The sequence below is a fragment of the Cytobacillus sp. Hm23 genome (assembly GCF_051842895.1).
Classification (GTDB): domain Bacteria; phylum Bacillota; class Bacilli; order Bacillales; family SM2101; genus Nanhaiella.
The window spans coordinates 1-14,373 of record NZ_JBPXRQ010000030.1; the positions used below are offsets into that span (position 1 = coordinate 1).

Below are 14,373 nucleotides of genomic sequence, written 5' to 3' on the forward strand. Positions count from 1 at the left end.
CGTATCCCCATTTCATACTTGTTTCTCGACAACTCAAGTATAAAAGAATGGGTGATATCGTGCTCTTTTTTATGCACTCAAATTGTGTATAAACCCCAACATTTATTATAGAACCTAAATAAAAAGGCAGAACGATCATTTTCTGATCGTTCTGCCCCTTGTATATGAAACTTTCGGTTGGCCCCTGCTAATTTTCAACAACGATTAAGCTCTTTGCTTACGAGTCATGACATCAAAGATAACGGCAAGAGCTAAAACGCCCCCACGGATAATATATTGAGGTGCAATTCCAACCCCCATTAAATTCATACCGTTTGTTAAGGAAGCCATAACGATTGCACCGATAATTGCACCTGTTACTTTTCCGACCCCACCTGCTGCAGATACACCTCCGACGTATGCCGCTGCAATGGCATCAAGCTCGAATAATGTACCAGCTGTTGTTGTAGCTGATTGTAGACGAGCGGTGAACAAAATTCCTGATAACGCTGAGAGCATACCCATTGAACCGAAGACGAGAAAAATAATTTTATTGACGTTAATTCCGCTAAGATGTGCAGCTTCTGGGTTACTACCAACCGCATAAATATGGCGTCCTAGCACTGTCTTAGTCGTAAAGAAATGATACAGAATAACAACAAGCAGCATAATGACAACCGTCCAAGAGAAGCCGTTATAGCCTGCTAAAATCCATGTAATATACGCAATAATAGCTGAAACAAAAATTAATTGTAAAATGAAGATTTCCTTAGAAACAACTTCAAAATTGTACTTAATTTTGTTTTTGCGGTTCGAAATAGCGCTATAAATATAAAATATGATACCTAAACCACCGACAAGTAATGAAAGAAAATGTAACCCGTTAATTTGCAAAATAGAGGGAATATATCCATTACCAATTGCATTAAAAGCATCATTTTGAACGATAATTGTACCAGATTTTTCAGTTACGAGTAGGATTGCCCCTCGGAAAATGAGCCATCCTGCTAATGTGGCAACAAAGGAAGGAATTCCTACTTTAGCTACTAGAAAACCTGTACTTAAGCCTGCTAAAATTCCAAGTACTAGAATAATAGGAATGACTACATATACTGGTAACCCAACTTCCATGAGGAGGATGGCTGCGATAGCACCAAGAAATCCCGCCAAGAAGCCGATCGATAAGTCAATGTGACGAATGACGATAACAAGCATAACACCGACAGCTAAAACAGCAATATAACCAGCTGAATCTAGTAGATTACTAATATTTCGAGATGACATAAATAAGCCATCTGTTAGAATGGTGAATGTTACCATAATTATAATTAAGGCAATATACATACCGTAATCACGAATGTTTTCTTTTATTAAATCCTTTGCTTCATGGAATAACTTCATACACTTAACCTCCTATTGCGTAGCAAGCTGCATAATTTTTTCTTGATCGGCTTCATTTGCTGGCAGCTCTCCTTTAATTTCTCCTTCTGCCATTACATAAATGCGATCACTCATTCCTAAAACCTCGCCGAGCTCAGAAGAAATCATAATAATACTCATTCCTTCCTTAATCAGTTCGTTCATGACGGAATAAATTTCAAATTTTGCTCCAACATCAATACCTCGTGTCGGTTCATCTAGAATAAGAAGCTTAGGACCAACAAACAACCATTTACCTAATGAAACCTTTTGTTGGTTACCACCGCTTAATTTACCGACAAGCTGTTGCACGGATGATGCTTTAATTCCTAAAGAATCTTTATATTTTTCTGAGACTTTAATTTCCTCGTTGTCATTGATAATACCTTTTGAAGAGATGCCTTTCATATTTGCCGCAGAGATATTATTCTTAATGTCCTGAAGTAAGAAAAGGCCATCACCCTTACGATCCTCAGTGACATATGCAATTCCTGCTTTGATTGCATCACTCGTGTGTTTAAAATTTTGTGGCACTTCGTCAACGATTAAATCCCCTTGTAGCTTATAAGATTTAGAGTTTCCGAAGATGCTAAGTGCTAGTTCAGTACGGCCGGATCCCATAAGACCTGCGATACCGATAATTTCCCCTTGTTTGACATGAAGGTTGACGTTTTTAGCAACATCTCGACCAATTTTCGGGTCATACGCAGACCAGTTTTGTAATTCGAGAATTTTCGTACCGAATTTTTGCTTACTTCTCTTCGGATAAATATCTGTAATCTCTCGACCGACCATGTTCTTAATAATAGTGTTTTCGTTCATTTCTCCCTTAGCTGCATCTAATGTACAAATTGTTTGTCCATCACGAATGACAGTTGCTTTATCTGCAATTGAAATGACTTCTTTTAACTTGTGTGAAATCATGATGCAAGTAATGCCCTGTCCCTTTAACTCTCGTAATAGATTCAGTAAGTTTTCGCTATCGTCCTCGTTAAGGGCAGCAGTTGGCTCATCTAAAATAAGAAGCTTTACTTCTTTACTTAACGCTTTTGCAATTTCAATTAACTGTTGTTTTCCTACGCCCAAATCTTTAATTAACGTTTCAGGATTAACTTTTAAATTTACCTTTTCTAGCATTTTTTTGGACTCGACAATTGTTTGATTCCAATCAATTACACTTCCACGGTCCACTTCGTTGCCAACGAATATATTTTCATAAACTGATAAATCAGGAAACAACGCAAGCTCTTGATAGATAATAGCGATTCCGGTATCGACACTATCGTTAATTTTGTTAAACTTTTGCACGTTACCATTAAAAACAATATCACCATCGTACGTTCCGTATGGATACACACCGCTAAGCACCTTCATCAGTGTCGATTTTCCCGCACCATTTTCACCGATTAAGCAGTGTATTTCCCCTTTTTCTACTTTAAAATTAACATCACTGAGCGCTTTGACCCCTGGAAATTCCTTCGTAATCTGATGCATTTCTAGAATATACTCGCTCATGATTAACCTCCCTTACGAAAACAACTAAAATAATTAGAAATAGTGACAGACGTATCTATCACTATTTCCATAAAGCATGCGCATTTTATTTTAGACCTTCAAATTCGCTCTCTTCATAGTAACCAGAATCAATGAGCTCACTCTTAACGTTAACGTCCTCAACGACGATTACATCAGTTTGTTTTGCATTTACTTCTTTCTTACCATTGTCGTAAGAACCAGTTGTATCAGGCGTACCACCGTCTAATATATCAACTGCCATTCCGATTGCATCTTTTACAAGTGTACGAACATCTTTAAATACAGTCATTGCTTGCTTACCATCAATAATATATTGAATAGAAGCTACTTCAGCATCTTGACCAGTTACTAAATAGCTTGAAACTTCAGGATCTGATTCAAATACATCAGCGATAGAGCGTGCTGTTCCATCATTTGGCGCAAGAACTGCAACATCACCCTTCATATCTGCTCCAACAGCTGTTAAATGTGTTTGAGCTTTGTTTTTCGCTTCATTTGGATCCCAGTTTGTCGTAACCTGTCCTAGTATTTTACCCATTTCATCACGTGAAAGCTCAGCTTTATCTTTTAAAGCTTCTGCTTCGCTAGAGTTTGCGATGACAAAAGTGCCATCAGCGATCTTTGGTTGAAGTACGCTCCATGCTCCTTCAAAGAACAAGAATGCGTTATTGTCAGAAGCAGCACCAGCATATAAATATAAAGGAGTGCCTGAGCCGTTAGCATTGTCAATTAAAAATTGTCCTTGAGCTGCACCTACCGATATGCTATCAAATGTAACGTAATAATCTACAGCCTCAGTTTCAGTAATTAAGCGGTCGTATGCAATAACTGTAACATCATCTTCTTTAGCCGCCTCAACTGCAGATCCTGCAGCTGCCCCATCGTGTGGAGCGATAATTAAGACATCGATTCCTTTGTTAAGTAATGTTTCAACATTTTCTTTTTCCTTAGCTGATGATCCTTGGCTAAATAAAATCTCTGTTGAATAGTCTGAATCTGCTAATGCATCTTTAAACCTTTGCTCATCTTGTACCCATCTAGGTTCATCTTTCGTAGGTAAAACAATACCGATACTTACATCGTTACCACTTCCTGTAGTAGCACTACCACAGCCTACAGCTACTAGTGCAAGCATCATGACAACGATGGCCGCTATAATTCTCTTTTTCATCAAAAATCCCCTTTCGAATTAAAGTTGTGTCTTAATAACTCCAATATAGCAGTCAGACATTATGATGAAAACGCTTTCTATTAGCACAATTTTAATATTATCTGTATTTTTTTAATATTAGTTTAGTAAGTTGCTAGCTTACTTATAAAAATGCGTATCTACTGGAAGTGTAAAAAACCGCCAGGATGCATCCAGGCGGTCTGTGAATAATAAATTCTTTTGTTATCTGTCGTATACCTCTTCAATAGAATGAAAATCGTCAGCGATAATTGTTTCATCGATATTATGCTTATTTACTGCAATTGGTGAAAGGAGAACAGAAGGCACCTCGAATTTCCCATTATTAATGGTAGTCTGAACATCAACAACTTGACCTTCTGCTAGCTTAACAGCAAGCTCAGCCGCTTGTTTTGTTAAATCAATAATTGGCTTATAAACAGTCATTGTTTGTGTTCCATCAACGATTCGTTGAACAGCAGCAAGCTCGGCATCTTGACCAGAAACTGGAATTTCACCTACAAGCCCTTGTTCAGCGAGTGCATGAATGACAGCTCCAGCGGTTGCATCATTAGCAGCAATGACAGCATCAATCTGATTATTATTCGCTATTAAAGCTGCTTTCATATTTTCATAGGCATTTTCAGGTAACCAATCTTTTGTCCACTGGTCATATACAATCGTAATATCTCCTCTGTCAATGAATGGCTTGAGGACGTTAAATGCACCTTTTCTAAATAAATGGGCGTTATTATCTGTTTCTGCTCCGCCGATATATACATAATTTCCTTTTGGAACCAATGATGTAATTGCTTTCGCTTGAAGCTCACCTACTTGTTCATTGTCATATGATACGTATAAATCAAGCTTAGCGTTTTTCACTAGTCGATCATAGGAAAGCACCTTAATACCAGCTAAATGGGCCTTTTCAACGATCATTGCTGTTGATTCTGCGTTGTGCGGAACAACGACGAGTATGTCGATGCCTAGACTAATTAGTTTTTCTGCTTGTGAGATTTGCAAAGCATCGTCACCATTTGAAGCAAAGATTTCTACTTCTGCGCCAAGTGCCTCTACTGCTTCTTTGAAGCGATCTCTATCCCTTAACCAACGCTCCTCTAATAATGTATCCATAGAAAAGCCAATTTTAAGCTTTTTTTCTTCGTCTGCAGAATCAAATGTCGTTTGTTCTTGTTCTGGCAGAGTTGAATTTGTGGTCGAATCTCTTTCATTTACGCATGCTGTAGTCAGTGCAAGCATAGCAAAAAAGAACAATAGTAGACTTCCTTGACAAAATAACCGTTTCATAGGAATAGTTCGCTCCTTTTCTACTGAAAGGAAAACTCTTATTAACAGTTTTAGCTCCCAGCGATACAGGTGGATATGTCAATCAGATGGAGCATACCTCCACCGATAAAGAAAATGTTGAAGTTTTTTAACGACTTGGTTATTCCTTCATTCCGATAAGTGATTTACGATATTCGGTCGGTGAAGCGCCACACAGCTTTTTAAACACTTTACTGAAATAGTTTGGGTCGTGATAACCGACTTCGAATGTAATCTCTTTTAAGCTTTTGTCAGGGTTAATCATCAGCTTCTTCGCCTTTTCGATGCGACATTCTGTTAGGAAGCTGATGTAGTTCACCCCAAGCTGTTCTTTAAACATTTTACTAATATAAATAGGGCTTAGCCCAACTTTGTGTGCGATTTTATCTAACGAAATTTCTTTATGGGAATGTTCAATAATGTACTGCTTAATTTGTTGAATCGTGTCATCTTCTAATTGACTACAATAATCTACGTAGGACTGCCACATATAATCAAGTAAATAACTTGTCTCAGCTTGAAGCTGTCGAAAATCATGTATTTGTGTCGAGAACAATGGGGTATATGGCTCAACTCCCAGTTCAGTTAACACGCGAGATGCAATCCAAAGCAACTCTAGTACACGTTGCTGTGATTGCATTACGTTTGTTTTTTCACTCTCATAGCGGTGGATTAAATTTATCACATATGAAGAGAATTCCTCCCATTTCCCATTTCGAACTTGATCAAATAGCTTCTTTTCCAGTTGTTTTAAATTTTGATCGTCTGAGTTCATATCATGTGATGGTAAATCGGCATAAAAACGGAATCTTACATGAGGCTTAGCCTCTTTAGTTGCTATTAGTGACTCCTGATAAGAATGGCGTATTTTGTCTAAAGAATGACATACATTTCCTATACCGATAAACCAACTACTGTTATTAGTAGATTTCGGAATAGATAGAATGGATTGAGCAAGAGAAACTGCTTGTAAACGAAATGATTTCTCTTGTTGTCTGAACACGATAATTGGCAATTGGCGACCATATAAGGCTCCAACCCAACCTCGTTCTGTCTTTCTTACCTTCTCTTTTATAGCCGAATAGAAACGTTCTGCTCCTTTTGGAAGCAGGACGCTCATTACAAATTTTTCGTTTGACATTTGAATGTCTAATAGCTGAATTAACTCGTCTAAATGTATGTCATGCATATGATCGAAGAGCAATTGTGTCACTACATCGGTTTCAACGATGGGTAATGTTTTTTGAAGAGCATGTTGTTGAAACGTACTTATTGCCATGGATTGTCTTTCTTGTTCGAGTAGGCTCAGTACTTTTCCGACCGTGTCTATAATTTCACTCGTCTTGCTTGGTTTCAGTAAATAGTCCTTCACTCCGAGCTTCATTGCTGTATGGGCATAATCAAACTTGGCGAAAGCAGTGATCATAATAAATTTAATATGTGGGTGATCTTTATTAATTCGCTCAATCGCTTCAAGTCCATTTATTCCTGGCATCTGAATATCCATTAAGACTAAATCTGGTGAAAATTCTTCTACCATCTCGATAGCCGCTTGTCCATTTTTTGCTTGCTCAATAACAAGACCTGAGAAGTTTTTTTCTAAAATGTATTTTAGACCTTCTCGTTCTACTTGTTCATCATCAACGATTAGGAGTTTCATCATGTTTTTCGATTCTCCTTTTCTTCGGAATTTTCAACACAACCTTTGTACCTATTCCAAGCGTACTTTCAATATCCATGATATTTTCATAGCCATAGAAAAGTCGTAACCGTTTACCAACATTACTCATGCCAATCCCAGTTGAGTGTCCTTCGGTATCGATACTGTTTCCCTCTAATATTTGCTTCCTTTTATGTTCGTTCATCCCAGGGCCATCGTCCTCAATTTCAATTGTCACTTCGTCAATACTGTTGATTGCACGGAACCAGATGATGCCACCTTCTTCTTTTGGCTCAATAGCATGTATTACCGCATTTTCAATGATTGGCTGTAACGTTAGCCTTGGAATTTGTAAATCTAGACATTTTTCGTCTATATTTATATGAAATTGTAAGCGATCGGTAAATCTTGCTTTTTGTATATCAATATATTGCTTAAGAATGTTAACCTCTTCAGCAAGAGTAGTAGATTTGTCTAAGCTTTTTAAATTATAGCGCAATAAGCTGGCAACGCTTACTATAAGGTCACTAGTCTCTTCAGAGCCTTCCATATATGCCTTCTTGGAAATTGTATTAAGGGTGTTATACAAGAAATGAGGGTTCATTTGGCTTTGTAAACTATGGAGCTGGCTTTCTTGTAGTAAGAGCTTGTTCTCCTTCAGTTCATTTTCGAGTTGTGCATTTTGTTGTACTTCCAGTAGAAAGTTATTAATATTTATTCGCATACGATCAAACATCTTAGCAAGAAACGAAATTTCATCATTGGAATCAACTTCAATTTTAGAATTGAATCGTCCTTTTGATAATTCAATAGCGGCTTGGGTCAACTTCTTTACTGGTCTAGTAATTCTCAAGGAGAACCAGTAAGTGAATTGAACGAGCAACAAGGTAATTAACAATAACAGCCAAATTCCAAGCTTTTTCAGTTCTTCTGATTGTTCAATAATTCCACGATAGAAACGATCATATGTGTTTAGCTCTTTGTCAATTAATGTGAGTGTCATCTCAGATATATATTTAGATATGTGTGTAGCCTCTGTTAATACTTCTAAATAATCTTCTGTTTCTTTCTCTGTACGAAACAGAAGTGAGCGTTCCGTTGCTTCAACGAGACTATCTATTAAATTTTCATAATTGGTTAAGGCAAAATCATTTTGGTTATTTCTAAATTTAGACACTTCATCTTTTTTATTTTGAAGTTTATTTATATTTAGTTGAAGCGCTTCCAAATTTGCTAATGAAGGATTGAGTAAATAGTTGTTCAAATCTGTGACCATTTGCTGACTGACACTTGACACCTCATTCATACTTAAATAGCGTTCAAGGATATCATTATATTGATTTTGGGTTTTTTGATTATAATAGGTGAGTGAAATCCAAATTGCTACCATGATGAATAGAATGACTGTGGCTAGTGCCCATATTTTCTTTTGTAGACTGTTCATCGCACATCCATTGCCTTTACAACTTTTATATCTGTGAAATAGCCATCTAAATTAAGTTGTTCTTTCTCATCCTTTAGCCATTGCGTAATAAGGCTTACACTCAGTTTTCCCATCTCGTGAGGTGATTGTTCTATCATTCCATCGAGCTTTCCTTCTTTAAGAAGTGATAACGACTCTCGGTCGTCATCAAAAGAATAGATATAGTAAGGTTCGACTTGAGATCTGCTCTCTATCTCAAGAACCATTGTTTCAGAAATATTGGCATTCACAGCAATAAAAGCATCGACATGAGGGAACTTATTCAACATATCTTTTGTTGTCGCATTAACGCTCTCCCTAGTTAGAGAGGTTTCTGCTTCGATAGCCTCTATGTGTGGAAACAAGCTTAAAATATCTTTAATACCTTCTAATCGTTGTTCCTGATAATACTGATGCTGACGGTCAAACATGAGTATCACTTCCCCTTTGTCTCCCATGTCTGATATTAACTGCTTAGCTATTAGCTGCCCTGCTAAGTATTGGTCAGAGCCGACATATGTCCGTCTTAGGCTCTCATTCATCGGAACGTCATTAGCAACTGTAATAACTGGAATGCCATACGATGCAGCTTTGATCTTCGTTAAATTCTTAAAATCATCTGTATCAAAGCCTTGAACAATGATGCCATCAACTTGTGAATAGATAGCAAGTTCAATTTGCTTCAAGAAATCCTCATTGTTATTACCATAACTGCCCCAAATCTCAAGACTTGCCTCTTCATTTTGTGCTTGTTCAAGCGCACCTTCTCCAACCTTAACCCAAAAAGGAGTATCTAGATCTTGGGTAATTAGAACTAGTCTATAGTCTGACTCTGCCTTAGCTAATGTCTCTGGTAATTGCCAATCAGTTCGAAACACTTTACTTGCCGAAAGAAATGTGAAATAGAATAGGACGACAGAAACAAAACTAAGTATGAAAACAACGATTTTCTGCAAGAGAATAATCTCCTTTGTTTCTTATTCTTTGGCTATTTTCGTAATAATTGTTGAGTTCATGGCACATTTTTTCTGTAACTTGAGGACTAACATAAAAAAGCACTTCTTATGGTACAAATTTGTTGATAAAGAAACAAAGTACGAAAAAAGCCTATTCTTTTAATCATCTTATCACAAGTAAGTAAAAATCTACTATGCTATTTTTCGTAATCTTATTGGAGGAATATGGTGATAAGGGATTATTCAGATGTAAAGATTTGTGTTATTGGGGTACATAAGTAAGTTATGCATGTAGATTACTTTACTTGATGGTAAGTGAGAATCGAATGTTTAAACAATCTATATAGGAAACTTAGATAGAGAGGTAATGAGAAAAAAATAAGAAATGAAGGTAAAAGCAGGGGACTAGCTGTAACAAAAAAGGGGGGCCATTTTTCCCCCTGTTGAGTCTTTCAATAAGTTGTGAGCACACTCTCCACATTTTACACGATTTTATTTCGATTATTTTAAGCTTACAACTTCTAATCCTTCATTAAGTAAATAACTGATTATACTTGGTAGAGCATCTATGACTGCTTGAGATTCATGCAGAAGAATAATAGATCCAGAAGGGTTCGAGTTTTGAATATAACTGATGATATCATTTGGGTTTTGTACCTTCCAATCCTTTGGATCCTTGTTCCAGAGCACCATTTTATTTTGATGTTTATTCATGAGCTCAATGGATGAATCATTTTTAGAACCGTAAGGAGGCCTAAATAGAGTTACGGGCTCTTTTGTTATCTCTTCAATGAGTAGATTTGCCTGAATAATTTCATTTTCTTGCTTGTGTAGAGAAAGATTTATAAGTTCTGTATGGTGCATCGAATGACTACCGATTGAGTAACTGTTAGCTTGTACGTATTTTACATGTTCAGGATATTTCTTAACATTCACACCTGTGAAAAAGAACGTACCACCAACATTATACTCCTTCAAAATGTCAATAATCTTAGTTGTATATGTAGAAGGACCGTCGTCAAACGTTAATGCAACTTTTCCATCCGGAATACTATAGGAAATTTCTTCATTAAGCTGTACGAATGGAATTTCGGATAAATCAGTATGGGTTTCCTTAATATGTTCTGTTACAGGAGGTTCATGAATTATAGGAAGCGATTCAATAGTTGCTTTGTCAACATTTTCTGCTAAAACAGGTGTTTTTTTAGATAATAAATTAATATTAAAATATGATTTGTCGGAAAAACCTAGCAATAGCGTCGAAATGAAAATAAATGCCACTGCAGTTATCCATGTAACCTTATGTAGTTTATGACTAAGATTTATGCCTTTTGGTTGTTGTGTGTTTTCTAGTAATCCTTCGTCAATGGCTGCGGGTATCAGTTTATCGTTAAAAACTTGCTTGATTTGTTTGGATTGTTTAATAGCTTTTAGCAATTGTACATATTCATTAGAGCAAGAAAAATAGACTTTATCACTATGATTTCTATACGTTCGTGTGATGTAGCTTATATGTTGCTGAATATTTGAATTCCAAGAGTTTTGAAAGGATAATCTATATTTGCAATTACCAGAAAAATCAGTTGATGATTTTAAGCTCATAGCTGTTTCATTATCAACTTCCCAAAGGAGTTCAATATCTTGTTCAAAGGAATATTTAACTCGTAAAAAAGATTTGTTCAGCTTGCTTTCTATTGATAATAACTCTAATAATTTACCGTGATAGACTGACATATTGTCCCCCTCTCTCCTAGCGATAAAGAGCTACATGCTCGCGTTTACTCTGTTGTATTAGATGTAGTTGCTTTTGGAGAGAACGAAAAAGACAGACGATCTGTAAAATCACTAATCGTTTGCATTAACTCTGCTTTTTCATCTTGGCTTTTCTTGTATTGCTCAACATACTTGTGGTTCTCTACTTCTAAATCTCTAATTTTTTCCTCAAGCTCTTTGATTAGCATCATTTGTTCATACTGCTTGTTAGTCGTTTCCTCTTTGAGCTTGTTGTACTTATTCATTTCTTTTTCTAGTTGATTTGTTATGTTGTCAAATTCTATTTTTGATGAATTTTGATAGTCTTTAAAATCTTCGAGGAGCTGATCATAACTCATTTGTTTATTCGTAAGGTTTGACTCTAACTCGCGAATTTCTTTATCTTTATCTAATAAAATTTGTTCCTTCTTTACTTGGCTATGTTTTAAACGACCTATCATTTCATTCGCTGAAAATAACTGGCTTTCAAGCCCTTTGTTTTTATAGACAGTTAATTGTCTGTCATGTAGCATGTTTTCCAAAGAAACAATTAAATCTAAAGCTACTTTGTCTTGCTCATCCTTCAATAGTAAATTATTCTTCTTTTTTTTGTCGTATTGCTCCAATTTATCGTCATTAAGTGATTTTTCAACCATTTCCTCTGATACATTTTCTTCTTTATCTTTATTATTTTGTTCAGGCTGGTTTTGATTAGATAGGACGCCTTTTAACCAACCTCTTGAATTGCTCTTTGTATCCTTGGCCATCATTTTCTCTCCTATCTCAATATATAAATGATTAGTATGGTATGAATACTGACTAGATTTGCATTTTATGATAATAATAACTAGAGTGGTAAATTCTAATCTTATTGTACGATTATGTAAAAGGATGTCAATGTATGGCGAAAAAATTTGACATTTGTAGAAGAAAAAGCTACTTAAGTTACGGGCTAAAAATACTATAGATAAAATAAAAATACGACTAATTAACTAATTTTATCGTGTTTAGTAACAAAATGATTCATGTTTTAATTGAAGGCTTTTTCATAAATTTGGTTACTAGTTAATAATATTTGAATAGGTAAAAAGGAGGTTGTGGTACTGTTTTTTTATTAGATTTTGATCTTTGTGGTTACGGATGAGGGTGTAACGAAGTTAGAAGGATTTGTTACATTAATGGTTCATAGTAGGGAACGAGCAGGTGTGAAGCCATGTTTCTTTACAACAGTGTTAAGATGCTAATTACATAAATATATTTATAGTAGAAAGATCCTCTTTATGGTAGACTAGTACTACATAAATTTCTTCAGAATTTTTGAAAAATAAGACTCTTTTTGTAAACTTTGTTGCTATTGTTCATAAACTTGAAATTAAGGATGTTGTTTTAATCAACAGTCATCGTTTGATGGAAGCAAAGGTGCGACGGAATCTAGTTTTATTCGTGTTTATTTATTAGTACGAAAAAAAATGCAAAAACAGCAAAAAAACACCGCTTTTCTATAATTTAACGGTGTTCAATTTCTTAACCTTATTATTTTGTACTAGTAATAGACAATACTGGTGGTAAATTCTCATCTTTTGGAGATGCTAGAGCTGTCGACCCTAACGCACCAACAATTATTAGACTCACAGAAAGTGTTAAAATGATTTTCTTCACACGTTTCATAACATATCCCACCTCTCAATAATTAATTATATTTTACTATAGACCGTCTAATGATAAATTTGTCATAAATGAGCATTATGAGAGATTAGGACTATCATGCTCGTAATTTCTTCAGAATTCGTCAATTGATATAAACATATTGATTTTTTTATGGAAAGGGGAATTTGTTTTCATGAATACAGAGAACCTATTACCAAAAATAGCATTAAACCTAAGAGAATTGAGAAAGTTTCAAAAAATTTCTCAAAAAAAGTTAGCTGAAGGTATATGTACTCAGTCTTATATTAGCATGATTGAAAAAGGCGAAATATCCCCATCTGCAACAATATTACATGCCTTCGCTATTCGATTAGGAGTTGATATTAATTATTTCTTTGATGTTCAGGAAAATTTAATGTACCAGTATCAAGACGAATTGATAAAGCTCATAAAAGAGGCAAGGGATAAAAATGATTATAAAGAAATACGTCAGTTACTAAAAAAACAGGAACAAAATCCGTTCATGGGTTCTACTAAAATGCAAAAATTTATGAATTATCATATAGGGTTGTGTTGTTATTTTCTTGACCATGACGCTAAAAAAGCTATAGAAATTTTAAATCAAACTTTATCTACAGATGAACATACTCAAGGATTATATCATTCAGAAGACATTGAAGCATTAGTTGCCATTGCAAGTATTCATACTGAAGAAGAAAAATGGTCCGAAGCAAAACCATATTTTCTACAAGCTTTTAATATTGTTAAGAGGTATCCAGCTGCGATAAAAGTTCAGACAATGCAAAAAATTTATTACAATTATATTCGATTGTTGTATCAGTCCGGGTCATATACAGAAATTATTCAACTAGCTAATAAAGGAATTAACCTTTGTAAGGAAAATGATAGCTTATATCTACATGGACAATTATTATATTATAAGGCTCTTACATTATATAAACTGGAGCGTTATGATGAGGCGATTACATATTTTGAAAAGGCTATTATGGTATTTAGCATTCAGGAAAATGAACAACTTGTCGATTATACTAGAACAATTATAACTAAATTTAAAGTCATAGAAAAAAGCAATAAGTAGCAAGCTACTCTTTGCTTTTTTCTATGTCTTTTTTTGTTTTGATTGTGTAGGAAAGGTTCAAAGTTCTTAGCTAGTCTATAATTATTATTTTCGAAATTATTTCGCGTGGGTAGTTATTTGTAATTTTATTTTTTCCGGTAAAATTACCTAGACTATAAAACACACACGAAAATTTTTTTACTATATTAGGGTTTCTAGGCATATTTTAAAGTGAATCCCATATGTTTTAAATTAATTACACGTTTTGAACATACGATTTCATGAAGCTCAGCGTTATAAATAGTGAATAGTTTCACGAAAAAATTCGTTCTTTAGCATTATTCGACAATTTATGACGAAAGTTGCATATACAAATATGGTGTATTTTGC

At 35.1% G+C, this 14,373-nt stretch carries 11 protein-coding genes; 1 reads left to right on the top strand and 10 read right to left on the bottom strand.

What is annotated here, in order from left to right:
- Positions 1 to 204 precede the first annotated feature (204 nt).
- The 10 genes from ACSVDA_RS17200 to ACSVDA_RS17245 form a co-directional block, all read right to left on the bottom strand.
- Complete coding sequence (locus ACSVDA_RS17200; protein ID WP_320207309.1) at positions 205 to 1,380, bottom strand: sugar ABC transporter permease; 1,176 nt, start codon at positions 1,378 to 1,380, stop codon at positions 205 to 207.
- 12 nt (positions 1,381 to 1,392) lie between these two features.
- Complete coding sequence (locus tag ACSVDA_RS17205) at positions 1,393 to 2,913, bottom strand: ATP-binding cassette domain-containing protein (protein WP_485884659.1); 1,521 nt, start codon at positions 2,911 to 2,913, stop codon at positions 1,393 to 1,395.
- Between the two features lie 85 nt (positions 2,914 to 2,998).
- Complete coding sequence (locus ACSVDA_RS17210) at positions 2,999 to 4,105, bottom strand: sugar ABC transporter substrate-binding protein (protein WP_485884661.1); 1,107 nt, start codon at positions 4,103 to 4,105, stop codon at positions 2,999 to 3,001.
- Positions 4,106 to 4,327: 222 nt separating this feature from the next.
- A complete protein-coding gene (gene xylF, locus ACSVDA_RS17215) occupies positions 4,328 to 5,410 on the bottom strand; it encodes a D-xylose ABC transporter substrate-binding protein (protein ID WP_485884663.1) in 1,083 nt (360 codons plus the stop codon).
- A 139-nt stretch (positions 5,411 to 5,549) separates the two neighbouring features.
- Positions 5,550 to 7,091, bottom strand: coding sequence for a response regulator (locus ACSVDA_RS17220; RefSeq protein ID WP_485884665.1), 1,542 nt, complete (start codon positions 7,089 to 7,091; stop codon positions 5,550 to 5,552).
- Complete coding sequence (locus ACSVDA_RS17225; RefSeq protein ID WP_485884667.1) at positions 7,069 to 8,532, bottom strand: sensor histidine kinase; 1,464 nt, start codon at positions 8,530 to 8,532, stop codon at positions 7,069 to 7,071. The genes ACSVDA_RS17220 and ACSVDA_RS17225 overlap by 23 nt, the downstream gene beginning before the upstream one ends.
- On the bottom strand, positions 8,529 to 9,506 hold the full coding sequence (locus ACSVDA_RS17230; RefSeq protein WP_485884669.1) for a sugar ABC transporter substrate-binding protein: 978 nt from the start codon (positions 9,504 to 9,506) through the stop codon (positions 8,529 to 8,531). Before ACSVDA_RS17230 ends, ACSVDA_RS17225 begins: the two co-directional genes overlap by 4 nt.
- Before the next feature lie 501 nt (positions 9,507 to 10,007).
- Complete coding sequence (locus ACSVDA_RS17235; RefSeq protein WP_485884671.1) at positions 10,008 to 11,240, bottom strand: polysaccharide deacetylase family protein; 1,233 nt, start codon at positions 11,238 to 11,240, stop codon at positions 10,008 to 10,010.
- 44 nt (positions 11,241 to 11,284) lie between these two features.
- Positions 11,285 to 12,025 carry a hypothetical protein gene (locus ACSVDA_RS17240; RefSeq protein WP_485884673.1) on the bottom strand — a complete coding sequence of 247 codons (741 nt, stop codon included), beginning with the start codon at positions 12,023 to 12,025 and terminating at the stop codon, positions 11,285 to 11,287.
- A 766-nt stretch (positions 12,026 to 12,791) separates the two neighbouring features.
- A complete protein-coding gene (locus tag ACSVDA_RS17245; protein WP_485884675.1) occupies positions 12,792 to 12,926 on the bottom strand; it encodes a hypothetical protein in 135 nt (44 codons plus the stop codon).
- 172 nt (positions 12,927 to 13,098) lie between these two features.
- Here ACSVDA_RS17245 and ACSVDA_RS17250 point away from each other — a divergent pair, with 172 nt between their 5' ends.
- Positions 13,099 to 14,004, top strand: a complete 906-nt coding sequence (locus tag ACSVDA_RS17250; RefSeq protein ID WP_485884677.1) for a helix-turn-helix domain-containing protein — start codon at positions 13,099 to 13,101, stop codon at positions 14,002 to 14,004.
- The last annotated feature ends 369 nt before the right edge of the window (positions 14,005 to 14,373 follow it).